The 25,510-nt window shown below is 59.8% G+C and carries 21 protein-coding genes; 11 read left to right on the top strand and 10 right to left on the bottom strand.

The window, feature by feature from the left end:
- The first annotated feature begins 389 nt into the window (after positions 1–389).
- Positions 390–605 carry a ribosome modulation factor gene (gene rmf, locus ACA071_RS09455; protein ID WP_003223300.1) on the top strand — a complete coding sequence of 72 codons (216 nt, stop codon included), beginning with the start codon at positions 390–392 and terminating at the stop codon, positions 603–605.
- A gap of 290 nt (positions 606–895) precedes the next feature.
- On the opposite strand, the gene ACA071_RS09450 is transcribed toward rmf, so the two are convergent.
- Positions 896–1,915, bottom strand: a complete 1,020-nt coding sequence (locus ACA071_RS09450) for a quinone-dependent dihydroorotate dehydrogenase (RefSeq protein ID WP_497644076.1) — start codon at positions 1,913–1,915, stop codon at positions 896–898.
- 230 nt (positions 1,916–2,145) lie between these two features.
- Between ACA071_RS09450 and ACA071_RS09445 the strand changes: the two genes are divergently transcribed.
- The 8 genes from ACA071_RS09445 (at position 2,146) to cobA (ending at position 13,753) form a co-directional block, all read left to right on the top strand.
- Complete coding sequence (locus tag ACA071_RS09445; RefSeq protein WP_497644075.1) at positions 2,146–3,357, top strand: CmpA/NrtA family ABC transporter substrate-binding protein; 1,212 nt, start codon at positions 2,146–2,148, stop codon at positions 3,355–3,357.
- A 15-nt stretch (positions 3,358–3,372) separates the two neighbouring features.
- Positions 3,373–3,948 carry an ANTAR domain-containing response regulator gene (locus tag ACA071_RS09440; RefSeq protein WP_497644074.1) on the top strand — a complete coding sequence of 192 codons (576 nt, stop codon included), beginning with the start codon at positions 3,373–3,375 and terminating at the stop codon, positions 3,946–3,948.
- A 340-nt stretch (positions 3,949–4,288) separates the two neighbouring features.
- A complete protein-coding gene (locus ACA071_RS09435) occupies positions 4,289–5,500 on the top strand; it encodes a nitrate/nitrite transporter (protein ID WP_497644073.1) in 1,212 nt (403 codons plus the stop codon).
- 7 nt (positions 5,501–5,507) lie between these two features.
- Positions 5,508–7,178 carry a bifunctional protein-serine/threonine kinase/phosphatase gene (locus ACA071_RS09430; RefSeq protein WP_497644072.1) on the top strand — a complete coding sequence of 557 codons (1,671 nt, stop codon included), beginning with the start codon at positions 5,508–5,510 and terminating at the stop codon, positions 7,176–7,178.
- A gap of 312 nt (positions 7,179–7,490) precedes the next feature.
- Positions 7,491–9,944: a nitrite reductase large subunit NirB gene (gene nirB / locus ACA071_RS09425; protein ID WP_497644071.1), complete on the top strand. Its 2,454-nt coding sequence runs from the start codon at positions 7,491–7,493 to the stop codon at positions 9,942–9,944.
- A complete protein-coding gene (nirD, locus tag ACA071_RS09420) occupies positions 9,941–10,258 on the top strand; it encodes a nitrite reductase small subunit NirD (RefSeq protein ID WP_429527462.1) in 318 nt (105 codons plus the stop codon). The genes nirB and nirD overlap by 4 nt, the downstream gene beginning before the upstream one ends.
- Positions 10,258–12,975, top strand: a complete 2,718-nt coding sequence (locus ACA071_RS09415; RefSeq protein ID WP_497644070.1) for a nitrate reductase — start codon at positions 10,258–10,260, stop codon at positions 12,973–12,975. Before nirD ends, ACA071_RS09415 begins: the two co-directional genes overlap by 1 nt.
- Positions 12,976–12,985: 10 nt before the next feature.
- Complete coding sequence (cobA, locus tag ACA071_RS09410; RefSeq protein ID WP_497644069.1) at positions 12,986–13,753, top strand: uroporphyrinogen-III C-methyltransferase; 768 nt, start codon at positions 12,986–12,988, stop codon at positions 13,751–13,753.
- Between the two features lie 112 nt (positions 13,754–13,865).
- Here the strand turns inward: cobA and ACA071_RS09405 are convergent, their stop codons facing one another.
- The 8 genes from ACA071_RS09405 to ppsA all read right to left on the bottom strand — a co-directional run bounded on the left by ACA071_RS09405 (position 13,866) and on the right by ppsA (position 21,998).
- A complete protein-coding gene (locus ACA071_RS09405) occupies positions 13,866–14,897 on the bottom strand; it encodes an OmpA family protein (protein WP_497644068.1) in 1,032 nt (343 codons plus the stop codon).
- Between the two features lie 107 nt (positions 14,898–15,004).
- Positions 15,005–15,595: an RNA polymerase sigma factor SigX gene (gene sigX / locus ACA071_RS09400; protein ID WP_497644067.1), complete on the bottom strand. Its 591-nt coding sequence runs from the start codon at positions 15,593–15,595 to the stop codon at positions 15,005–15,007.
- An 87-nt stretch (positions 15,596–15,682) separates the two neighbouring features.
- Entirely contained in the window at positions 15,683–16,507 is an 825-nt protein-coding gene (locus ACA071_RS09395; RefSeq protein WP_497644066.1) for a mechanosensitive ion channel family protein, read from the bottom strand.
- Positions 16,508–16,509: 2 nt separating this feature from the next.
- Positions 16,510–16,758 carry a hypothetical protein gene (locus tag ACA071_RS09390; RefSeq protein WP_008146303.1) on the bottom strand — a complete coding sequence of 83 codons (249 nt, stop codon included), beginning with the start codon at positions 16,756–16,758 and terminating at the stop codon, positions 16,510–16,512.
- Between the two features lie 63 nt (positions 16,759–16,821).
- Positions 16,822–17,817: a divalent cation transporter CmaX gene (cmaX, locus tag ACA071_RS09385; protein WP_497644065.1), complete on the bottom strand. Its 996-nt coding sequence runs from the start codon at positions 17,815–17,817 to the stop codon at positions 16,822–16,824.
- A gap of 39 nt (positions 17,818–17,856) precedes the next feature.
- Complete coding sequence (gene rraA, locus ACA071_RS09380; protein ID WP_497644064.1) at positions 17,857–18,348, bottom strand: ribonuclease E activity regulator RraA; 492 nt, start codon at positions 18,346–18,348, stop codon at positions 17,857–17,859.
- Positions 18,349–18,469: 121 nt separating this feature from the next.
- Complete coding sequence (locus ACA071_RS09375) at positions 18,470–19,459, bottom strand: alpha/beta fold hydrolase (RefSeq protein WP_497644063.1); 990 nt, start codon at positions 19,457–19,459, stop codon at positions 18,470–18,472.
- 163 nt (positions 19,460–19,622) lie between these two features.
- Positions 19,623–21,998: a phosphoenolpyruvate synthase gene (ppsA, locus tag ACA071_RS09370; RefSeq protein WP_497644062.1), complete on the bottom strand. Its 2,376-nt coding sequence runs from the start codon at positions 21,996–21,998 to the stop codon at positions 19,623–19,625.
- A gap of 174 nt (positions 21,999–22,172) precedes the next feature.
- On the opposite strand from ppsA, the gene ppsR reads away from it, so the two are divergent.
- A complete protein-coding gene (gene ppsR / locus ACA071_RS09365) occupies positions 22,173–22,991 on the top strand; it encodes a posphoenolpyruvate synthetase regulatory kinase/phosphorylase PpsR (RefSeq protein WP_497644061.1) in 819 nt (272 codons plus the stop codon).
- A 58-nt stretch (positions 22,992–23,049) separates the two neighbouring features.
- On the opposite strand, the gene ACA071_RS09360 is transcribed toward ppsR, so the two are convergent.
- Positions 23,050–24,459 (bottom strand): aminotransferase-like domain-containing protein, encoded by a 1,410-nt coding sequence (locus ACA071_RS09360; protein ID WP_497644060.1) that lies wholly within the window; start codon positions 24,457–24,459, stop codon positions 23,050–23,052.
- Positions 24,460–24,595: 136 nt separating this feature from the next.
- On the opposite strand from ACA071_RS09360, the gene ACA071_RS09355 reads away from it, so the two are divergent.
- Positions 24,596–25,483, top strand: a complete 888-nt coding sequence (locus ACA071_RS09355; RefSeq protein WP_497645283.1) for a DMT family transporter — start codon at positions 24,596–24,598, stop codon at positions 25,481–25,483.
- Positions 25,484–25,510: the final 27 nt, after the last annotated feature.

Genomic DNA, 25,510 nt, shown 5'->3' with positions numbered 1-25,510 from the left:
GTCAGGGCAGATAAAAAAGTTGAAGCAACAAAATGTCATAAAGCGACCCTTCGTCGAATAGTACCCCAGCGTAAACGTGGGTCATTCTCACTAAAGGATTAACCCCGTCATACAGCGCGGGGCTGATCATACCGGGGTTTGACCAATAAACACGGGGCAAACATCGTGTTACTTATGGCCATAGCATCTTTCTGGTTACGTCCTTATGACAAAACGATCATTCCCTCGATGTGACGCATTGGTTAGAACTCAACACAGGTTGACGTCGCAACGGCGTCAACACCTTGGCTCGCGACGCCGGCAGCGAGCCGCCAACGGCAGAAAATTTCTGCCAGACCTCGATTGAGGTCGACGCGATAAATACAGTCAACAAGTGAGGGCAACACCCTATGAGAAGACTTAAGCGTGATCCGTTGGAAAGAGCATTTTTGCGCGGATATCAATATGGCGTTGGTGGCAAATCCCGTGAGCTTTGCCCATTTACTCTACCGTCGGTACGCCAAGCCTGGATTAACGGCTGGCGCGAAGGACGCGGCGACAACTGGGACGGTATGACCGGCACTGCGGGAATCCATAGACTCAACGAACTTCACGCCGTTGGCTAACAAAGGGCCTGACACTGCAACACAATCATCTGAATACGTAACACATTAACCACGCACGTCCCATCCGGACGGCGGGCTCCGGCCCAGGGGCACCCTAGAGGTGCCCTTTTTTATGCCTGCATTTTGCCGAAACACAACCCTTTTGTAGCAGCTGCCGAGCCTGCGAGGCTGCGTTCGGCTGCGCAGCAGTCGTAGAATCAGACACCGCGGTCTTGCAGGTACACCATCCTTTCAGGTTTCACGACGGCTCCGCCGCCGAACGCAGCCTCGCGGGCTCGGCAGCTGCTACATCAGCGCAAGGCGGCTATGGCGTCGACGGATTCACGGATGAGTGCCGGGCCTTTATAGATGAAGCCCGAATACAACTGCACCAGACTCGCACCCGCAGCGATTTTCTCAGCTGCGTGCTTGCCTTCGGTGATGCCGCCTACGGCGATGATCGGCAAACGGCCGGCCAACTCTGCCGCCAGCACCTTAACGGTATTGGTGCTCTTGTCGCGAACCGGCGCGCCGGACAGACCGCCCGCCTCGTCGCCATGCTCCATACCCTCGACGCCGACCCGGCTCAGCGTGGTGTTGGTGGCGATCACCGCGTCCATCCCGGTGTCGATCAGCGCTTGTGCAACCTGCACGGTTTCTTCATCGGTCATGTCCGGGGCGATCTTGATTGCCAGCGGTACATGTTTGCCGTGGCGCAACGCCAGTTCGGCCCGGCGCTGGGCCAGGTCGGCGAGCAATTGCTTGAGCGAATCACCGAATTGCAGGCTGCGCAGGCCCGGGGTGTTCGGCGAGCTGACGTTGACCGTCACGTAGCTGGCGTGGGCGTAGACCTTGTCCAGGCAGATCAGGTAGTCGTCGACTGCACGCTCAACCGGCGTATCGAAGTTTTTACCGATGTTGATGCCCAGCACGCCCTTGTACTTGGCGGCCGCGACCCGGGCCAGCAAGTGATCGACACCGAGGTTGTTGAAACCCATACGGTTGATGATCGCCTCGGCTTCCGGCAGGCGGAAAATCCGTGGTTTCGGGTTGCCTGGCTGCGAACGCGGGGTAATGGTGCCGATTTCGACGAAACCAAAACCCAACTGGGCAAAACCGTCGATGGCCGCGCCGTTCTTGTCCAGACCGGCCGCCAGACCCACCGGGTTCGGGAATTCCAGGCCCATGACCTTCACCGGCATTTTCGCCGGGGCCTTGCACAGCAAGCCGTTGAGGCCCAAACGCCCGCCCGCGCCGATCAAGTCCAGGGACAGATCGTGGGAGGTTTCCGGGGAAAGTTTGAACAACAGCTGACGGGCCAGGGTGTACATGGGCGGGTTTGACTCGAATGGCGGCGAAATGAGGCGGCGATTATAGCCGGGCATCGGGGTCGCAAGCGAGGCGCACACGCAAATCAACGCTCGATGGCATATGCCTTGCACCGGTAAAGGCATCAGCACTCATGCCAACGACGGGATGAGTCGACGGACAATGGCGTCGTCACCCGGTTCTGCTCACGCGGGGACCTGGGACGACGCTTTTTTTTGCAAGGTGTTTAGCAATGAATGAAAGCACAGTCGGCCCGCTCGCTTGGGTCAACGGCAGCGATGCCCCGGAAAAGTCCGCAATCAATGTCGGCTTCATGGCCCTGAGCGACTGCGCCTCGGTGGTGGTCGCCGCGACCCAGGGCTTCGCCCAACCTTACGGCCTGACCCTGAACCTCAAGCGCCAGTCGTCCTGGGCCAACCTGCGGGACAAACTGGTCAGCGGCGAACTCGACGCCGCCCACAGCCTCTACGGCCTGATCTACGCCGTGCACCTGGGCATCGGCGGTATCGCGCCCACGGATATGGCAGTGCTCATGGGCCTGAACCAGAACGGCCAGAGCATCAACCTGTCCCACGGCTTGCAGGCGCTGGGGGTGACCGGTCCTGAAGCACTGCACCGGCACGTGCACCAAACTCGCCCAAAACTGACCTTCGCCCAGACCTTCCCGACCGGTACTCACGCCATGTGGCTGTATTACTGGCTGGCGAGTCAGGGCATTCATCCGTTGCAGGACGTCGACAGCGTGGTGGTGCCGCCGCCGCAAATGGTCGCGCACCTGCAAGCCGGGCGTATCGACGGTTTTTGCGTCGGCGAGCCATGGTGCGCCAGCGCGGTTAAACAGGATCTTGGGTTTACCATTTCAACGACCCAGACCATCTGGCCCGATCACCCGGAAAAAGTCCTCGGCTGCACCCGCGCCTTTGTCGAGCAATACCCCAACACCGCACGAGCGCTGGTGATGGCGATTCTCGAAGCCAGTCGCTTCATTGAAGAAAGCCCCGAGAATCGCCGCAGTACCGCGCAGTTACTGAGCGCGCCCGAGTATCTCGATGCACCGCTGGACTGCATCGAACCGCGTCTGCAGGGGGATTACGCCGACGGCCTGGGCCATCGCTGGCAAGACCCGCACGCCCTGCGCTTCCATGGCGGCGGCGAGGTCAATCTGCCGTATCTGTCCGATGGCATGTGGTTCATGACCCAGTTCCGCCGCTGGGGCTTGCTGCGCGAAGACCCGGATTACCTCGGTGTGGCCCGCCAAGTCCAACAACTGGACGTGTACCGTGAGGCCGCGACGGCGCTGGGCGTTGCCGCCTGGGGTCAGGACATGCGCAGCAGTCAATTGATCGACGGCAAGGTCTGGGACGGTTCAGATCCGGCCGCCTATGCCCGAAGCTTCAAACTCCACGCCATGAGCGACAGCTCGCCCATTCTGGCCAGTCGCTGACAGGAGCCTGCGAATATGTTGCGTATCCTGCTGATCAACGACACGGCAAAGAAAGTCGGACGACTGAAAGCCGCCCTGACCGAGGCGGGGTTCGAGGTGATCGACGAGTCCGGTTTGACCATCGACCTGCCCGTACGCGTCGAAACGGTGCGTCCGGACGTGATTCTGATCGATACCGAGTCACCGAGCCGCGATGTGATGGAGCAAGTTGTATTGGTCACTCGTGATCAGCCCCGGCCGATCGTGATGTTCACCGACGAACACGACCCCGGCGTGATGCGCCAGGCGATCAAGTCAGGGGTCAGTGCCTACATCGTCGAAGGCATTCACGCACAACGCTTGCAGCCGATTCTCGACGTGGCCATGGCGCGCTTCGAAAGCGACCAGGCCCTGCGCGCCCAACTTCATGCACGGGACCAGCAACTGGCCGAGCGCAAGCGCATCGAGCTGGCGAAAGGGTTGTTGATGAAGATGAAGGATTGCAATGAAGAAGAGGCCTACACCCTGATGCGCCGCCAGGCCATGAGCCGGCAGCAGAAGCTGATTCAGGTGGCGGAGCAGATTATTGCCATGAGTGAACTGTTGGGTTAACCGATCGTTCCCACGCTCCGCGTGGGAATGCATCTCGGGACGCTCCACGTCCCAGCATCCAAAGCGGACGCGGAGCGTCCATGGCGGCATTCCCACCCAGAGCGTGGGAACGATCATGCCGAACCTGGCACAGATCTCGCTATGTAATCGATACAGGTAACCAACGGCGGTTGCCCCACCTACGACAAAGACGTCGCTCACCTCATTCGCCCATGGCGGATCCGGTGGCGGCGTTTTTTCGTTTTGGCCCCAGAGACCGGGGTCGGTGGTGCGGCCGTGGCGGCGCCCCACCTGCAAGCTAATGACTCCTTCTCGAGACGCTTAACAGCTGAGGTGCGCGATGAATTCAAGCTTCTGGAAATCCGGCCATACCCCGACATTGTTCGCGGCCTTCCTCTATTTCGACCTGAGTTTCATGGTCTGGTACCTGCTCGGCCCACTGGCGGTGCAAATCGCCGCTGACCTGCACCTGACCACCCAACAACGCGGGATGGTGGTGGCCACGCCGATTCTGGCCGGCGCTGTACTGCGCTTTGTGATGGGCCTGCTGGCGGATCGCTTGTCACCGAAAACCGCCGGGATCATTGGCCAGGTGATCGTGATCTGCGCACTGTTCGGTGCCTGGAAACTCGGGATCCACAGCTACGAACAGGCGCTGGTGCTCGGCCTGTTCCTCGGCATGGCCGGCGCATCCTTCGCCGTCGCCCTGCCGCTCGCATCGCAATGGTATCCGCCGCAGCATCAAGGCAAGGCCATGGGCATTGCCGGCGCCGGTAACTCGGGCACCGTTCTCGCGGCGCTGATCGCCCCGGTCCTAGCGGCGGCATTCGGCTGGAGCAATGTGTTCGGCTTCGCCCTGATCCCGCTGATCCTGACCCTGATCGTCTTCGCCTGGCTGGCCAGGAATGCCCCGGAACGGCCGAAAGCCAAGTCCATGGCCGACTACCTCAAGGCCCTCGGCGACCGTGACAGTTGGTGGTTCATGTTTTTCTACAGCGTGACCTTCGGCGGCTTCATCGGCCTGGCCAGCGCCCTGCCCGGTTATTTCAACGACCAATATGGCCTGAGCCCGGTGACCGCCGGTTACTACACCGCCGCCTGCGTGTTCGGCGGCAGCCTGATGCGTCCGTTGGGCGGCGCCCTGGCGGACCGTTTTGGCGGCATTCGGACCTTGCTGGGCATGTACACGGTGGCGGCGATCTGCATCGCCGCAGTCGGTTTCAACTTGCCAAGTTCCTACGCGGCACTGGCCCTTTTCGTCTGCACCATGCTCGGTTTGGGTGCGGGTAACGGGGCGGTTTTCCAACTGGTGCCGCAGCGTTTTCGTCGGGAGATCGGCGTAATGACCGGGTTGATCGGCATGGCCGGCGGCATCGGCGGCTTCGCCCTCGCGGCAGGCATGGGCGCGATCAAGCAAAGCACCGGCAGCTATCAACTGGCGCTGTGGTTGTTCGCCAGCCTGGGTGTGCTCGCCTGGTTCGGTCTGTACGGTGTGAAACGTCGCTGGAGGACCACTTGGGGTTCGGCAGCCGTGACGGCGGCCCGGGTCTGAGGCACTCATGAGCCTGCAACTGAGTTTCGCCGAAGCCAGCGCCATCGGCCCCCGCGCGGAGAACCAGGACGCCCTGCGCCTGGTCACCCCGGCCCCGGCGCTGGCGGCGAGCAAAGGTTACCTGTTCGCCATCGCCGACGGCGTCAGTCAGTGCGCCGACGGCGGTCTCGCCGCCCGTTCGACCTTGCAGGCGCTGGCGCTGGACTACTACGCCACCCCGGAAACCTGGGGCGTCGCCCAGGCACTCGACCGCCTGCTGTCAGCGCAGAATCGCTGGTTGCAAGCCAATGGCGGTGGGCAACCGCTGCTGACCACTGTCAGTGCTTTGGTCATGCGCGGTAGGCGTTTTACCCTGGCTCATGTCGGCGATTGCCGGGTGTATCGCTGGCACGCTGATCAGTTGCAGCGGGTCAGCGAGGATCACGTCTGGGATCAGCAAGGCATGCAGCATGTGCTCAAGCGCGCACTCGGGCTCGATCAGCATCTGGTGCTGGATTTTCTCGATGGCGAATTACGCGTCGATGAGAGTTTCGTGCTGCTCAGCGATGGTATCTGGGCGGTGCTGGGCGACACGGCAATTGCGGCAATCCTGCGCGATCAGCCCGATCTGGACAACGCCGCGCAGACCTTAGTCAACGCCGCGCACCTGGCCGGCAGCCAGGACAACGCCAGCGCTCTGCTGGTGCGGGTCGATGCCCTCGGTGAAACGAGCATTGGCGATGCGCTGATTCACTTGCAGCAATGGCCGCTGCCGCCCGTGCTGAAACCGGGTCAGTCCTTTGAAGGCTGGCAGGTCGAAGGCATCCTCAACCAGAGCCAGCAATCGCTGCTGTATCGGGTGCGGGACGGGCAACAACAACCCTGGCTGCTGAAAACCTTGCCCGGGCATTTACACGATGATCATCTGGCCGGGCAGGCATTGCTGTCGGAAGAATGGTTTCTCAAACGGGTGGCCGGGCGGCATTTTCCTGAAGTCCATGCCGCCACTCAGCGTCAGCATTTGTACTACGTGATGCGGGAATATTCCGGATCTACGTTGGCGCAACTGCACGCCGATGTCGGACCACTGCCGCTGCCCCAATGGCGAAATTCGGCCGAACGCCTGCTACGGGCGGTGGGCATGCTACATCGCCGGCAGATCCTGCATCGCGACATCAAACCGGACAACCTGCTGCTGGGGGACGACGGCGAGTTGCGCTTGCTGGACTTCGGCCTCGCCTATTGCCCCGGCCTGTCCGAAGATCAGCCCTGCGCCCTGCCCGGCACGCCGAGCTACATCGCGCCGGAAGCGTTTCAGGGAGAAGCGCCGACACCGCAACAGGATTTGTATGCGGTCGGCGTGACCCTGTTTTTCCTGCTGACCGGGCACTATCCCTACGGCGAAATTGAGGCGTTTCAACGCCCGCGATTTGGGGTGCCGGTCAGTGCCAGTCGCTATCGACCGGACTTGCCGGAGTGGCTGGCGTTAAGCCTGGAGCGCGCGGTCGCGGTTGATCCGCAGCAGCGTTTTGAAACGGCGGAAGAATGGTTATTGCTGCTGGAACAGGGTGAGCGGCGCAGTTTAAGTGTGCGTCCCCGCCCATTACTGGAGCGTGAGCCGTTGAAGGTCTGGCGCACATTGGCGCTGGTGTCGCTGGTGGTGAATCTGGTGCTGATGTTTTTGCTGTTCCATGGCTAACACCAAGGGCGCTCCAACTTCGGGCGACGCGCCTTGAATCGGTGCGAAAACTTTCAGCACAGAGGCTTTGCCGTCGACTCATTCACGGCAAATGCTGGACTGAACGGACTTGGCACAACCACTGCATTACCTTTCCCACCATACATAAAGCCCAGCCTTCAACGACGAAGGCTGCGCTTCCCGAGAGAACGGGACCAGGACAAAGGCGTCCTCGCTAGGCAACTAGCGGGACGCCTTTTTTTGTTTGCGCGAAATTTGTCGAGCACGACCTGAAAGCCCTGATGAGGCGAGTCTGAGCTCCCGGAGAACCTGATGAAAAAACTAAAACTGGTGATGATCGGCAACGGCATGGCCGGGGTTCGCACCCTGGAAGAACTGCTCAAGCTGAGCAACGAGCTGTACGACATCACGGTCTTCGGCGCTGAACCCCATACCAACTACAACCGCATCCTGCTGTCGCCGGTGCTGGCCGGCGAACAAACCTTCGAAGAGATCGTGCTCAACGATCTGGACTGGTACCTGAGCAACAACATCAAGTTGCTGCTCAACCGCAAAGTGGTGGAGATCGACCGGATCAAGCGCCGGGTGATCGCCGAGGACGGCACCGAAGCCGAGTACGATCGCCTGCTGATCGCCACCGGCTCGACGCCCTTCATCTTGCCGATCCCCGGCAACACTTTGCATGGCGTGATCGGCTACCGCGACATCGCCGACACCCAAGTGATGATCAACACTGCGAAAACCCACAAGCACGCCGTGGTGATCGGCGGCGGTCTGCTGGGCCTGGAAGCCGCCAACGGCCTGATGCTGCGCGGCATGCACGTCACCGTGGTGCATATCGGTGAATGGTTGATGGAACGGCAACTGGACAAAACCAGCGGCCAGTTGCTGCAAACCGCCCTCGAAGCCCGCGGCCTGCACTTTCGCCTCTGCGAACAGACCCAGGCCCTGCACGATGCCGGCAATGGCCGGGTCGGCTCGGTACAGTTCAAAAACGGCGACATCATCCCCGCCGACCTGGTGGTGATGGCCGCCGGCATTCGCCCCAACACCGAACTCGCGGAAAAATCCGGCATCCCCTGCAATCGCGGGATTCTGGTCAACGACACCCTGCAAACCTACGACCCACGCATCTACGCGATCGGTGAATGCGCCAGCCACCGTGGCATCGCCTACGGCCTCGTCGCCCCACTGTTCGAACAGGCCAAGGTTTGCGCCAATCATCTCGCGCAGTTGGGTTTCGCCACCTACAAGGGCTCGGTGACCTCGACCAAGTTGAAAGTCACCGGCATCGACCTGTTCTCCGCCGGCGATTTCATGGGCGGCGAAGGTACCGAGACCATCACCCTGTCCGACCCGATTGGTGGGGTCTACAAAAAACTGGTGATCAAGGATGACGTGCTGGTCGGCGCCTGTCTGTACGGCGATACGGCAGATGGCGGTTGGTATTTCCGACAGATCCGTGAGAATCACGCCATCGGCGAGATCCGCGATCACTTGATGTTCGGCGAAAACGCCCTCGGCGACGTAGGACACCAGGGCCAGGACAAAGCCATGAGCATGGCTGACACCGCCGAAGTCTGCGGCTGCAACGGCGTGTGCAAAGGCACCATCGTCAAGGCGATTCAGGAACACGGGTTGTTCAGCGTCGATGACGTGAAGAAACACACCAAAGCTGCCAGCTCGTGCGGCTCCTGCGCCGGACTGGTGGAACAGATCCTGATCAACACCGTGGGCGGCGCGGCGGACGTCAAACCGAAAAGCGAAAAAGCCATCTGCGGCTGCAGCGACCTCAATCACGGGCAGATTCGCCACGCCATCCGCGAACAGCACTTGCTGACCATCGCCACCACCATGAGCTACTTGAACTGGCGCACGCCCAACGGCTGCGCCACCTGCCGTCCGGCGCTTAACTACTACCTGATTTCCACCTGGCCCGGGGAAGCCAAGGACGACCCACAATCGCGGCTGATCAACGAGCGCGCCCACGCCAACATTCAGAAAGACGGCACCTACTCTGTCGTCCCGCGGATGTGGGGCGGTGTGACCAACCCGTCCGAGTTGCGCCGAATTGCCGACGTCGCCGACAAGTACAACGTGCCGATGGTCAAGGTTACCGGTGGTCAGCGCATCGACCTGCTGGGGATCAAGAAGCAGGACCTGCCGGGGGTCTGGAAAGACCTGGATATGCCGTCCGGCCACGCCTATGGCAAATCCATCCGCACCGTGAAGACCTGCGTCGGCAGCGAGTTCTGCCGCTTCGGCACGCAGAATTCGACGCAACTGGGCATCGAACTGGAGCACGACCTGTTCAACATGTGGTCGCCACACAAGGTGAAACTGGCGGTCTCCGGTTGCCCACGCAACTGTTCGGAAGCGGGGATCAAGGACGTCGGAATTATCGGCGTGGACTCGGGTTGGGAAATGTACATCGGCGGCAACGGCGGGATCAAAACCGAAGTCGCCGAATTCTTCGTCAAGCTGAAAACCGCCGAAGAAGTGCGCGAATACAACGGCGCTTTCCTACAGCTCTATCGGGAAGAAGCCTTCTACCTCGAACGCACCGTGCACTACCTGCAACGGGTCGGCATGGAACACATCAAGAAAGCCGTGCTGGAAGACCCTGAGCGCCGCAAAGCCTTGAATGATCGCCTGCAATTCTCCCTGTCGTTCGAACAGGATCCGTGGAAAGAACGCCTGGAACAGCCGCTGCTGAAAAAAGAATTCGACGTCATCCCCGTGAAAAACCTGGAGGTGCTGGCATGAACTGGCTGGATATCTGCGCACTGGAAGAGATCAATGCCCTCGGCTCGCGGATTATCGCCGGCCCGAAAGGTGACATCGCGATTTTTCGTACCAGCGACGATGAGGTTTTCGCCCTCGATGACCGCTGCCCGCACAAGGGCGGGCCGCTGTCCCAGGGTTTGATCTACGGCAAACGCGTCGCCTGCCCGCTGCACAACTGGCAGATCGACTTGCAAACCGGCGAAGCCCAGGCGCCGGACATTGGCTGCGCCCATCATCATCCGGCGCGGGTGGAAAACGGCCGGGTGCTGTTGTCCCTGCGGGATGCAGGCTGATGGAGCGCCAAATCACCGCCTCGACCTGCTGTTACTGCGGGGTCGGTTGCGGTGTGCTGATCGAGCATGACGGCGAGCGCATCTTTGGCGTCAGCGGCGATCCGGCCCACCCGGCCAACTTCGGCAAGTTGTGCAGCAAAGGCTCGACCCTGCACTTGACCGGCGACCTGACGGCCCGGGCGCTGTACCCGGAACTGCGCCTGGGCAAAGGCCTGCCCCGTAGCCGCACCGATTGGGACACCGCCCTCGATCACGCCGCCAACGTATTTGCCGACACCATCGCCGAACACGGCCCGGACAGCGTGGCGTTCTACATCTCCGGGCAGTTGCTGACCGAGGATTACTACGCCTTCAACAAACTGGCGCGGGCGCTGGTCGGCACCAATAACATCGATAGCAATTCGCGGTTGTGCATGTCTTCGGCCGTGGTCGGCTACAAGCGCAGCCTGGGTGCCGATGCACCGCCATGCAGCTACGAAGACCTGGAATTGAGTGATTGTGTGATGATTGTCGGCAGCAACATGGCCTACGCCCACCCGGTCCTGTTCCGACGCCTGGAAGAGGCCAAATCCCGCCGCCCGCAGATGAAAGTCATCGTCATCGACCCACGTCGTACCGACACCTGCGATTTGGCTGACTTGCACCTGGCGATTCTGCCAGGCACCGATGTCGCCTTGTTCCATGGGATTTTGCACGTGCTGTTGTGGGAAGACTGGATCGATCGCGACTTCATCAAAGCTCACACCGAAGGCCTGGCCGAGCTGAAAAACCTGGTGCGCGATTACACCCCGCAAATGGTTTCGCAACTGTGCGGGATTGGTATCGAGCAACTGCAGCAATGCGCCGAATGGGTCGGCACTTCACCGAGTTTTCTGTCGCTGTGGTGCATGGGACTGAACCAGTCCACCGCCGGTAGCGCGAAGAACAGCGCACTGATCAACCTGCATTTGGCCACCGGGCAAATTGGTCGTCCCGGCTCAGGACCTTTCTCCCTGACCGGTCAGCCGAATGCCATGGGCGGGCGGGAAACCGGCAGTTTATCGAACCTGCTGCCCGGCCATCGCGAAGCCGCCAATGCCGAACATCGCGCCGAAGTAGCGGCTTACTGGGGAGTTGAGCAATTACCCGAAACCACCGGGCTCACGGCTATCGAGCTGTTCGAACAGGTGCGCAGCGGCCAGATCAAGGCGCTGTGGATCGCCTGCACCAACCCGGCGCAATCCTTGCCGGATCAAACCGCCGTGCGCGCTGCACTGGAGGCTTGCCCGTTCGTGGTCTTGCAGGAAGCCTTTCGTACCACTGAAACCGCCAGGTTCGCTGACCTGCTGCTGCCTGCCGCAAGCTGGGGTGAAAAGGACGGCACAGTGACCAACTCCGAGCGGCGAATTTCCCACGTCCGCCAGGCCATTGGCGCACCCGGTGAAGCGCGGTCGGATTGGGCGATTACAGTGGACTTCGCACAACGCCTGGAGAAACGTCTGCGCCCTGCACAACCCGGCCTGTTTGCCTTTGACACGGCGGCCGAGGTTTTCGACGAATACAAGCAACTGACCCAAGACCGGGATCTGGACCTGTCCGGCATCAGCCACGCGCTGCTGGACCGGCTCGGCCCGCAGCAATGGCCCTTCCCCACCGGCGCCAGCGAAGGCACGGCGCGGTTGTACCTGGACGGGATTTTCCCGACCGCCAGCGGTCGTGCGCAGTTCATCGCCGACCCCTACCGCGCAGCCAAAGAGCAGCGCGATGCACGTTTCCCGCTGACCTTGATCACCGGCCGCCTGCGCGATCAATGGCACGGCATGAGCCGCACCGGCACCGCGGCGCAATTGTTCGGGCATGTCAGCGAAGCCGTATTGAGCCTGCACCCGGACGAACTGCGCCGGCATCGGCTGCAACCGGGGGATCTGGTCAGCCTGAAAAGCCGTCGCGGCGCGGTGATTGTCGCCGTCGGCAGCGATGACAGCGTGCGTCCGGGGCAGGCCTTTCTGCCCATGCATTGGGGCGATCGTTTTCTCAAGGGTGGCGTCAATGCGATCACCCAACCGGCGTTCGACCCGTTGTCGAAACAGCCGGAACTGAAACACAGCGGCGTACGCCTGGAACCGGTGCAACTGCCCTGGCACCTTTTCGCCTTGATCGAAGGCGATGTTCAGCAGCATTTCGAGACCCTACGACCACTCTGCGAAGCGTTTTCCTACGTCAGCCTCAGCCTCGCCGGCCGTGAACGCCCGGCGCTGCTGATACGTGCTGCCAGCGCCACGCCGCCCGACGCGCAGTTGCTGCGGGAAATCGATCAATGCCTGGGTCTGAACGACGGCCCAGTATTGGCCTACGACGACCCTCGGCGCTCGATTGGCAAACGCGTGCGCATCGAGAACGGCCGGATCACCGCGATTCGCCTGGCGGGTGAAACCCTCGCCCAGCACTGGCTGCAAAGCCTGTGGCTCGAAGGTCGGGCCGACGAACAACTGCGGCGCTGGCTGCTGGCGCCATTGAGTGCGCCGCCGGGCAACGTCGACGCGCCGGCCGCCGGCAATAAAACCCTGTGCAACTGCAAAAACGTCAGCCAAAGCGCAGTCTGCGCCGGCATCAGCCGTGGTCTGGACTTGCAGGGCCTGAAACAAGAACTGGGCTGTGGCACGCAATGCGGCTCCTGCGTCCCGGAAATCAAGCGTCTGCTGGCCGCCACTGCGCAACCGGTCGCTGTTATCTCGTGAGGAAAATACGATGAACGCAAAAGTCTGGCTGGTGGGTGCAGGTCCCGGCGACCCTGAATTGTTGACCCTCAAGGCGGTTCGGGCCTTGCGGGAAGCGGATGTGGTGCTGATCGATGACCTGGTCAACGAAGCGGTGCTGGAGCATTGCTCAGGTGCGCGGATCATTCCCGTCGGCAAGCGCGGCGGCTGTCGTTCGACGCCTCAAGCGTTTATTCATCGATTGATGCTGCGCTATGCCCGCCACGGCAAATGTGTGGTGCGGCTCAAGGGCGGCGATCCGTGCATTTTTGGGCGCGGCGGCGAAGAAGCGCAGTGGCTGCGCGAGCGTGGGGTCGATGTCGAGCTGGTCAATGGCATCACCGCCGGACTCGCTGGGGCGACGCAATGCGATATCCCCTTGACCCTGCGCGGCGTGGCACGCGGCGTGACGCTGGTCACCGCCCACACCCAGGACGACAGCAGTCTGAACTGGCAAGCCTTGGCCCAAGGTGGCACTACGCTGGTGGTTTACATGGGCGTGGCGAAACTGAGTGAGATCCGTGAGCAGTTGCTGGCTGGGGGAATGGCGGCGGATACGCCCGTGGCGATGATCGAAAACGCTTCACTGCCGCATCAACGCGAATGTCGCAGTGTTCTGACAGCCATGGAAGAAGATGCCCACAGCTTCGAGCTGAAGAGCCCGGCGATTCTGGTGATCGGCGCGGTGGCGGCGGGTGATCAGATCAAAAGATCTCAGCCTTCGGCAGCTCCTACATGGGTTCGGCGTACCGCTCTGTAGGAGATGGTTCAGGCTGCGATCTTTTAAAAAAGACGCTAAACCCAAGCTGAAACTCAAATCGCAGACAAAGAAAAGCCCGGCCTAAGCCGGGCTTTTCAGAGCTGCGAGCTAATTACTTAGCTTGAGCTTCAACCTGCGCTTCTACGCGACGGTTTACAGCGCGACCAGCTTCAGTTTTGTTGTCAGCAACTGGGCGGGATTCGCCGTAGCCAACAGACTGAACGCGAGTCGATTCAACACCGTACTGGTTGGTCAGAACTTGCTTAACGGCGTTTGCACGACGCTCGGACAGTTTCTGGTTGTAAGCGTCAGGACCGACGGAGTCAGTGTGACCTTCAACAGTAGTGGTGGTGGATGGGTACTGTTTCATGAAATCAGCGAGGTTTTTGATGTCGCCGTAGCTGTTAGGCTTGACTACCGACTTGTCGAAGTCGAATTTCACGTCCAGCTCAACACGAACAACTTCAGCAACTGCTGGGCAGCCATCAGCGTCAACAGTTACGTTGGCTGGGGTGTCCGGGCACTTGTCAACGTTGTCGCAAACGCCATCGTTGTCGCTGTCGGAGCAGACTTCAGCTGGTGCTGGAACTGGAGCAGCAGCAGGCTTGGAGCCGCCACCGAAGTTCACACCGATACCGACGCTTGGAGCCCACTCGGTGTCGCCCTGGTCGATGTTGTACTGAGCTTCAACGCCAGCACGGGCGTAGAAGTTCTCGGTGAAGTACAGCTTGGCACCGCCGCCAACGTTGGCGAAGGTGGAGCGGTTACGACCGGACTCGTTCTGACCGATGCTTTGATCGGAGAAACCAGCCGAAACGTACGGACGCAGCATGTCGCCCGGGTTGTTGAAGTGGTACAGAGCGTCCAGAGCGGTGTTGGCGCCCTTGATGTTACGGCCGTTGTCTGCACGTACGTTGTGCACTTCGTCGTAGCCCAGACGCAGTTCAACGTCGTCGGTCAGGAAGTAACCAACCGAACCACCGAACAGGTTGCCGTTGTTCTTGAAGTTACGAGCGCTGTCGAATTGTTCTTTCTTGGCGAAGCCTTCGATTTCAACTGCGCCTTGGCCTTGTGCCAGCGCGCCGAACGAAGTAGCGGCAATAAGAGAACCAATGGCAAAGCCCAAGGTGTTTTTCAGTTTCATCCGTTAAATCCCCATCTGGTGATTGTGAAGCAGTCCCGCAAACCGGGGGACAACTCGGCGGCAAGTCTATCAGAACTTGCCTACACGTAAGAGATATTTGCGCTGAACTAAGTTTCAGCAACGCCTGCAAATTTCTCACGCAATTTATCTAGAGCACGTTTGTAACGCATTTTTGTCGCACTCAAACCCATGTGCATGATGTCTGCGATCTCCTGAAACTCCAGCTCTGCGACAAATCGTAGCACCAGAATTTCACGGTCGATCGGGTTCACATACACCAGCCAGCGATCAAGTCCACCCTTATCCTCGGGGGCCGGCGCCTTCTCTTCAGACGCTTCCTCGAGGGGGTCCAGACTCAAAGCGTCCATCAAGCGACGCTTTCGCCGTTCCTTCCGATACTGTGTGATGCATTCGTTGTACGTGATGCTGTATAGCCATGTCTTGAACTTCGATTTCCCCTCGAAGTTCTTCAGGCCGTACAACACCTTCAACATCACTTCCTGACAGACATCGTCTGCGTCGCGATCGTTCCCAAGATATCGTGCACAGACGTTAAATAATGTTCGTTGGTAACGCCGCATCAGTTCTTCATAGGCGCGTGTTACGTGAAACAGCTCGGTATGCGAGCGCGCGACCAACTCCTCATCAGAGAGCTCGCGGGGGTCGTAGCGCGTGGAGAGCGATTGAGCTTTATTCAAAACAAGTCGGGCCGACAGTCAGGTCAATGTCCGCCGCAGCCCTTACAGGGCATTTTGCGGCGGCATACATTAGCAGGGTTTGCCGGGTTAGCGGCTACTCACATGCTGCTCCAGGAGGATCCGATTGGAGAGAGAGACTAGCTCACCCTCATCGGTCAGCAATGAGGTTTTAACCGTGCCGATCTCTTCGATCTGGCCTTCGACCTCGCCAACACGCACTTGTTGCCCAACCTGATACAACTCACGCACATAGATTCCCGCAAGAATCTGACCGGCAATTTCCCGGCTTCCCAAGCCCATGGCCAGCGCAACAGCCAGACCAACGGTAATCAATACGATCACGATCACATGGTTGAGCAGGTCAGTCTTGACCTCCAACTGGCTGATGGCAACCGAGAGGCTGATGATAATCACCAGGCCCTGGGCAATTCGCCCCAGGCCCGACGCGTAATCCAGCCCTACTCCCTCTGCCGCACCGCGCACCAGCCCATTGGCCAATTGCGCCAGCAGCACACCCACCAGCAACACCAGCGCGGCGCCAAATACTTTCGGCAAATACAGCGCAAGAATATCCAGCGTAGCTGAAACTCGCTCAAGTCCAAGGGATTCTGCGGCAGAAACCAGGAAAATGAGTAAAACAAACCAATAAACGATTTTGCCGATCAGGGTCGAAATGGGCACCTGAAGGCCGGCACGGGACAGCAACTTGGTCAAACCGGTGCCGCCCATCAGGCGATCAAGGCCCAGCTTGGCGAGCAATTTCGACAACAAAGTGTCCAGAAGCTTGGCTACGACAAAGCCCAGCAGTAGGACAACCAGTGCACCGAAGAGGTTCGGAATGAAATTCGCAACCTTGGTCCACAACGCAGTCATTGCAGTGACGAGGCTCTGAGTCCAGAGATCAAGTTCCATATTCAATCAGCCTTATCAGCAGTGCGAACGGTAGGTTTACGGTGGCGGGAGACCGGCGCGACGTGGGCCGATCCATTGTTCAAGGCAATCATCAGCGCGGGCAGCCAGCGGCCCAGCAGGCTGAACAGATCGCCAGCGCCGACCTGGCGGTTGGCGGTTTTCAGTACACGGCCAAGGCACGCATCGTCGTCCCGAGTGGACGGAGATGCCTTGAGCATGTCACGCAAAGACTGTTCAAACGGATCGTGCATACGCACCTCTCGTGATGTCTGTGAAAGACGCGATCAAATTTGCTCGGGTCACATGGCTCATGGTCAGACCCAGCGCAAACGTCGGAATAACCACCACTGCCCGAGCGCCACCGACACCATCATCAGGCAGGCAATCAGGAAGCCATACGGGCTGGCAGAGAACGGAATGCCGCCGACATTGATGCCCAAGAGACCGGTCAGAAAACTCATCGGCAAAAAGATCCCGGTGATGATCCCGAAGCGGTACATCGTGCGATTCATGCGCACGCTCAAACGCCGGTCTTCGGCCTCCAGGACCAGCCCCACTCGCTCCCGGGTCAATTCCAGCTCCTCGAGATAGCGGGTCAGGCTGTTGTTCAATTCGTTCCAGTAATCGCCGTCATCTTCGACAAACCAGGGCAGTTTTATCCGCGTCAGTTGCCCGAAGATTTCCCGCTGCGGGGCCAGGAATCGTTTCAGCCCGGCCGCTCGGCGACGGATCTGCAAAATGGCTCCATGCTCGGGCGCATACCGTTCGTCGGCATCCAGTTTTTCTTCTTCCTCATCGACCACTTCCGAGAGGCAAGTGACCAGATCCTGCACCTTGTTGGTGAGGTACTGAGCCATATAAAGGATGAGTTCGGAGGCGGTTTTCGGACCCTTGCCTTCCGCAAGCTGCACCAGCAACTCATCGGTGGCGCGCAACGGACGCAAACGCAGGGAAATCACCCGCTGGGCCGAAGCGAAGATCCGCACCGAGACCATATCCTCTGGCTCGGCGCCCGGATTCAGGTTGACCCCGCGTAAAAATAACAGCAGTTCGCTGTCGGAAAGCTGTAGAAGACGCGGACGGGTGTTTTCTTCCAGCAGCAGGTCGCAGCTGAATTCACTCAGGCCGCTGGATTTACGCAACCAGGTCTGGGTTTGCGGGTGACTGCGATCCCAATGCAGCCACAGGCTTTCATGAGCCTGCAGCTGCAATTCGTCGAGTTCAGTCCGGGCTATCGAACGCGCACCGCCTTTTCCATCCAGCACCAGGGCATGCACCAGCCCCCACTGCGCGTTTTCTTCCTCGAACATCCTCACCCCATGCTTGCCACGAAAATTCGCATCGACGCTTTATTCAGGCATCTTCAGCGGGCTTGGCGAGATGATCACGCCGTTGTTGTCCGCATAGATGTAGTGGCCTGGATGGAACGTCACACCGGCGAACGTCACCGAAACGTTAAGGTCGCCGAGCCCACGCCGGTCGGACTTCCTCGGGTGGCTAGCGAGGGCCTGCACGCCCAGATCGGTCTGCGCGATGATATCGACGTCGCGGATGCAACCGTAGATCACCAGCCCTTCCCAACCGTTATTCGCGGCTTTCTCGGCCAGCATGTCACCCAGCAACGCATGACGCAGGGAACCGCCACCGTCGACCACCAGCACCTTGCCGTTACCCTTGAGTTCGACCTGCTCCTTGACCCGCGAGTTGTCTTCGAAGCACTTGACGGTCACGATTTCGCCGCCGAAGGAATCACGGCCGCCGAAATTGCTGAACATCGGTTCCAGTACCTGCACCAACTCCGGATAGGCGTCGCACAGGTCAGGCGTAACGTAATGGTTCATCGAGAAACTCCTGTAAAGAGGAAGACAATCGAGGATGTCGCAAAGTGACCGAAAAAGCGCAATGCGTCATATCTTAGCCGCAAGCCGATCAGAGCGAAATGCCCTTGTTAGAGCACTGGGCTCAGACCGCCGCGGCCAAATCCGGCTTTTCGCCCAACAGCGGCGTTTGTTGATCGGCCAGCCAGCGGGCCACCAATGGCCAGACTTCGGCCTGGGCAGCTTTGCTGATCAGCATTTCAACGTGGCCGAAATTGTCGGCAAACCCCTGCTCGCGCCCCAGGTTGATGAACTGCTTGTGCTCGGAGCCAAGCTGATCGAACAGCTTGCGGCAAGCCCAGGCCGGATCCTGGTGATCGCCGGCCGCGCTTACGGCCAATACCGGCAGCTCCACCTCGGCCAAACCGGCCCACCAATCCTTGTCGGCATCGCCAAAGCGCCCGAACAGGCCGTACCAGCGCATGCTTTCCAGGGCCAGGCCAATCGGCTCGTCCTCCGGGCCGCGCTTGAGCCGTGAACCGGACAGCTGGGCAAATCGCTTGAGGATAAAGCGCCCGCTCCACTCCACCGGCGGAATCTTCAACGGCCAGTAGGTGCGGCTGACCTGCGTACCGAAAAACGCTGCCGAGGCCACCACCGGCTCGCCGATGTACTGACCACCCAAGGCGGCGGCCAGGGTAATGCCGCCGAGGGAATGACCAATCCAGTGCGGGACCTGGCCACTTTGCTCGCGCACGAACGCACCGATGGCCGGCAGATCGTAACGGGCGTAATCCGAGACGCGGTTCTTGCGGTAGTCCTGGTTGCGTTGGGACAGGCCGTGACCGCGCATCTCCGGGATCCAAACATCGAATCCCAGACGCGTCAGATAGGCGCCCAAACCCAGGCCTTTGGGGGAAAACCAGAACCGGCGATTGGAAAAGCTGCCGTGCAGCAAAATCACCGGAACACCACGCGTGTCGGAGCCGTCTGCCATGCCCAGGCGGGTCACCGCCAGCTCGACGGTGCCGTCGGGGCTGTTGCCGGGTTTCAATCGATACACGTCTTCGCTCAGATCGCCGCGCCGCTCGGCGCTGATCAGGGCGACAGGAAATAGGTTGCTGCTGCTTTGCATAATGCTCTTGCACAAAAAAGGGCGGCATCCAGAGGAGCCCGCCCTACTTCAATCTCAAAAAACGGCTACCCCCTGTAGGAGCACAGCTTGCTCGCGATGGCGATTTTGAAGACGCCATCGCGGGCAAGCCTTGCTCCTACAGTGAGCGGTCGTTCACACACCATCAGGTCGAAGCTTGGCCTTCAGCCAGGAAGAACCAGGTTTCCAGTACGGAATCGGGGTTCAGCGAAACGCTTTCGATGCCCTGTTCCATCAGCCATTTGGCCAGGTCCGGGTGGTCCGAAGGACCCTGACCGCAGATACCGATGTACTTGCCAGCCTTGTTACAGGCCTGGATGGCATTGGCCAGCAGCTTCTTGACCGCCGGATTACGCTCGTCAAACAAGTGAGCGATGATCCCGGAGTCACGGTCCAGGCCCAGGGTCAGCTGGGTCAGGTCATTGGAGCCGATGGAGAAGCCGTCGAAGAATTCGAGGAACTCTTCAGCGAGGATCGCGTTGGACGGCAATTCGCACATCATGATGATGCGCAGACCGTTCTCGCCGCGGGCCAGGCCATTTTCGGCCAGCAGATCGATCACCTGACTCGCTTCGCCCAGGGTGCGGACGAATGGCACCATGATTTCAACGTTGGTCAGGCCCATCTCGTTACGCACGCGCTTAAGGGCACGGCATTCAAGTTCGAAGCAATCGCGGAACGCTTCGCTGATGTAACGCGACGCACCACGGAAGCCCAGCATCGGGTTTTCTTCTTCCGGCTCGTAGAGTTTGCCGCCAATCAGGTTCGCGTATTCGTTGGACTTGAAGTCCGACAGACGCACGATGACCTTTTTCGGGGTGAACGCTGCGGCCAGGGTGCTGATGCCTTCGACCAGTTTATCGACGTAGAAGCCAACCGGATCGTCGTAACCGGCGATGCGCTTGTCGACGCTGTCCTTGATGTCCTGAGGCAGACCGTCATAGTTCAACAGCGCTTTCGGGTGAACACCGATCATGCGGTTGATGATGAACTCCAGGCGGGCCAGGCCCACACCGGCGTTCGGCAGTTGCGCGAAGTCGAAGGCACGGTCCGGGTTGCCGACGTTCATCATGATCTTGAACGGCAGATCAGGCATGGCGTCCACGGAGTTTTTCTTGATGTCGAAGCCCAGTTCGCCTTCGAAGATGTAACCGGTGTCGCCTTCCGCGCAGGAAACGGTCACGCCCTGGCCGTCTTTCAACAGCTGGGTGGCGTTACCGCAACCGACTACAGCCGGGATCCCCAGTTCGCGAGCGATGATCGCCGCGTGGCAGGTACGACCGCCACGGTTGGTGACGATGGCGCTGGCGCGCTTCATGACCGGTTCCCAGTCCGGGTCGGTCATGTCGGAGACCAGCACGTCGCCTGGCTGGACTTTGTCCATCTCGGACACGTCCTTGATGATGCGGACCTTGCCGGCGCCGATGCGCTGGCCGATGGCACGCCCTTCAACCAGCACGGTGCCGGTTTCTTTCAACAGGTAACGTTCCATGACGTTGGCCTGGGTGCGGCTCTTCACGGTTTCAGGACGGGCCTGAACGATGTAGAGCTTGCCGTCGTCGCCGTCTTTAGCCCATTCGATGTCCATCGGGCACTTGTAGTGCTTCTCGATGATCATCGCTTGTTTGGCCAGCTCGCTGACTTCGGCGTCAGTCAGGCAGAAACGTGCGCGATCGGCCTTGTCCACGTCGATGGTCTTGACCGATTTGCCGGCCGTGGCCACTTCGCCGTAGATCATCTTGATGGCCTTGCTGCCGAGGTTGCGGCGCAGGATCGCCGGGCGACCGGCTTCAAGGGTTTGTTTGTGGACGTAGAATTCGTCCGGGTTCACCGCGCCTTGGACGACGGTTTCACCCAGGCCGTAGGCGCCGGTGATGAACACCACGTCACGGAAGCCCGATTCGGTATCGAGGGTGAACATCACGCCGGCGGTGCCGGTTTCGGAGCGGACCATGCGCTGCACACCGGCCGACAGGGCTACCAGCTTGTGGTCGAAGCCCTGGTGGACGCGGTAGGAAATGGCGCGGTCGTTGAAGAGGGAAGCGAACACCTCTTTGGCGGCGCGAATGACGTTTTCGACACCACGGATGTTCAGGAAGGTTTCCTGCTGACCGGCGAAGGATGCGTCCGGCAGGTCTTCGGCAGTAGCGGAAGAGCGCACGGCCACGGCCATGTCAGGGTTGCCGGCCGACAGCGTGGCGAATGCGGTGCGGATCTCGGCGTTAAGTTTCTCGGGAAATTCGGCTTCCATGATCCATTTGCGGATCTGGGCGCCGGTCTTGGCCAGGGCGTTGACATCGTCGACGTCCAGGGCGTCGAGCGCGGCATGGATCTGATCGTTCAGGCCGCTCAGTTCCAGAAAATCACGATAAGCCTGAGCTGTCGTGGCGAAGCCACCGGGCACCGAAACACCGGCACCTGCAAGGTTACTGATCATCTCGCCCAGGGATGCGTTCTTGCCCCCTACGTGCTCTACATCATGGACGCCGAGCTTATCGAGGGAAACTACGTACTCTACCAAGGTGATCTCTCCACTAACTGTGTTGGAAAAGCTCAGAAGCCGGCGGCTCGGGGGAGCCTTTGCCGACTGTATGGCCTGGACCTGGAAAATAAGTGAGAATGCGGGCCACTGGCGGCCAGCAAATCGCGCCTATCATATCCAGAAATCTTCACTAGCTTAAGGCCCAAGGTGCAAATGAAACGATCTGCTTTCTTCATCTCCGATGGCACGGGTATTACCGCCGAGACCCTCGGGCAAAGCCTGTTGGCGCAGTTCGAAAACATTACCTTCAGCAAATTCACGCGACCGTACATCGACAACGTCGATAAAGCGCGGGCCATGGTACAACAAATCAACAAAGCCGCCGAAAACGATGGTTTTCGTCCGATTATTTTCGACACCATCGTCAATCAGGACATTCGTGAGATCCTCGCAACGTCCAATGGTTTCATGATCGACATTTTCTCGACCTTCCTGGCGCCGCTTGAACAGGAACTGACCGAGCATTCTTCCTACACCGTCGGCAAATCCCACTCCATCGGCAGTAACACCAATTACATGGAGCGGATCGAGGCGGTGAACTTCGCCCTCGACAACGACGACGGTGCGCGCACGCATTATTACGACAAGGCCGACCTGATCCTAGTGGGCGTGTCGCGTTGTGGTAAGACGCCGACGTGCCTGTACATGGCCATGCAATTCGGCATCCGCGCGGCCAACTACCCGCTGACCGAAGACGACATGGAGCGCCTGACTCTGCCGGCCGCCCTGCGCGCCCACCAGCACAAGCTGTTCGGCCTGACCATCGACCCGGACCGCCTCACCGCGATCCGCAACGAGCGCAAGCCCAACAGCCGCTATTCGAGCTATGCCCAGTGCGAGTTCGAAGTGCGTGAAGTAGAGAATCTGTTTCGCCGCGAGAACATTCCCCACATCAACTCCACGCATTTTTCCGTGGAAGAGATTTCGGCGAAGATCCTCGTGGAGAAAGGGGTGGAGCGACGGTTCAAGTAGTTTTTCGACGACGGGCAAGGCTTGATCTGTAGGAGCAAGGCTTGCCCGCGATGAACGATTACACGGTCTCCCTCAACGCCCCCGCCAACGCATCAAACCCTTGCAGCAACAACCGATCATCCCCCGCCGAATTACACACACTCGCCCGAATAAACTGCGGCACCGCGCCATGCCCCACCGCAAACGCCTCGGCAGTGGCCACCAGATAATTATTCTCCTTCAGCTCCGCTGCAACCTGCGATGCACGCCACGGCTCGGGCACTTCGATCCAGAAGTGCGGGCTATTGGGATGAGTCTTGTAACTGACATCTTCTAACACTGCGCTGACCAATCGCTTGCGGCGGCTGATTTCGGCAATCTGCTGCCCCAGCAATTGCTCGGCGATACCGTTTTCAATCCACGCAGTCGCCAGCTCCATCGACAGCGGGCTGGCCATCCAGCACGTCCCGCGCAACGCGGCACTCAATCGCCCGATCAACGGCAGCGGTGCGTGCAGATAACCGACCCGCAAACCAGCCGAAACCGCTTTGCTCAGACTGCCGATCAGCACCGAACGCTCCGGCGCGAAATGGCTTAACGGCAAGGGTCGTTGTTGAGCCAGAACCGCATGGGCTTCGTCCTCGATGATCAGCAAGTTGTGCTGACGACAGACCTCGGCAATCGCCTCACGCCGTGGGACCGACATCACTGCCGCCGTAGGATTCTGGATCGTCGGCGTGCAGTACAGCGCTGATACCCGATGATGCTGGCAGACGTCCGACAGCGCTTCGGGCAACAACCCTTCGTCATCCATGCCGACACCAATCAGCTTGATCCCGAGCATGCGTGCAACGCTGATCAGCCCTGGGTAGGTCAAATGCTCGGTCACCAACGTGTCACCGGGTTTGAGCAGCGCCATCAACACGCAAAGCAAGCCGTGCTGGCCGCCATTGACGCAAATGACTTGCTCGGGATTCGGGACGAATTCCAGATGCCGCAGCCAGTCCGCGCCTGCCGCACGGTGACGCGGCAACCCGCAATCGGCCGTATAACCGCTGAGCAGCTGCAAAGTGTGTGGATCACTTGCCAAGGCCTGCAGGCCCTGACTGAGAAAGGCAGCTTCCTGCCCCGGAATCGGCTGATTCCGACTCATGTCGAAGAACGGCTGAGGCTCGTCGCTGACATTGCGAAAGCCAGCATCCCGCGGCCGTTCCATCCCGCGCTGACGCACATAAGTGCCATCTCCTACACGCGCCACCACCAACCCTACCCGTTCCAGTTCGCCATACGCACGGCTGATGGTGCCAATGGTCACGCCCAGGCTGTCCGCCAACAAACGATGGGGCGGCAGTTTGCTCCCGGGTTCGATCACGCCTTCACCGATACTTTTTTCCAGGGCCTCGGCCAGGCGCTTGTACTTGACGCCGCGCCCATGGGCCAGGCCCTCGCGCAGGATTGACACCGTGGCAATACTTACTTTGACAGTCATTTCCATCCCGAATAGCGTGCTGAAAACAGGTTCAATCAGGGATAGACCTATTCAGTCACCAGGTCAATTCCGATGACGAAGGAGCACGAACATGTCCATGGCCCTTAGCACCGCTTCAAGTATTCGAAAACCCTGGTTGGCCGGACTGGTCACCAGCGTGCTGTTCCTGATCGTGTGCCTGAGCTGGGGAACCACGTGGCTGGGGATCAAGATCGCCGTCGAAAGCGTGCCGCCACTGACCGCCGCCGGCCTGCGTTTTCTGATCGCCTTTCCGCTGTTTCTGAGCTTCGCCCTGCTACGTCGCGAACCGCTGCTGTTCCCACGGCAGAGTCGCTGGTTTTTCGTGTTCGTCACGCTGTCGTATTTCAGCCTGCCGTATTACTTGCTCAACTACGGCGAGATGCACGTGTCCTCGGGGCTGACGGCGCTGCTGTTCAGTTGCATGCCGGTGTTCATCCTGATCTTTTCGGCGGTGTTTTTGCGGGAGCGAATCTACCCCTCGCAGGTGGTTGGTATCGCCATCGGGTTTGGCAGTCTGTTTATGATTATCCGCAGCCAGGGGCTGCACCTGGATCATGCCGAGTTCTTCGGGGTGCTGGCGATTCTGGCGGCGGCGGTGATGCATGCGCTGTGTTACGTGATCACCAAGAAACAAGGCGCGGCGATTAGCGTGATCACCTACAACACGCTGCCCATCGGCCTCGCAGGTTTGATGCTGTTCATGGCGGGACTGAACGTTGAGGCGCCGGTGTTCGACGACATCACCTCGCGCTCATGGGGCGCCCTGCTCTACCTGGGGCTGGTGGCGTCGGTGGGCGGGTTTATCGTTTATTTCATGCTGCTCAAACGACTGAGCCCGATCATTCTGTCGTTCGTGTTTATTATTTTTCCGGTGTTCGCGGTGATGATTGGTGCTTGGTACGAGGGGCAAAGCCTGTCGCGGGAGTTGATGGGGTATTCGGCGGTGCTTTTGGCGGGGTTTTCGATTACTAAATTGCCGGTCGAAAAATGGCTAAAAGGTTGAGTAAATCCCCCCGTAGGAGCTGCCGAA

This window comes from Pseudomonas sp. LBUM1646, assembly GCF_059716165.1.
Note: the sequence above shows the minus strand (reverse complement) of the source record. Positions and strands in the feature narration are given on the sequence as shown.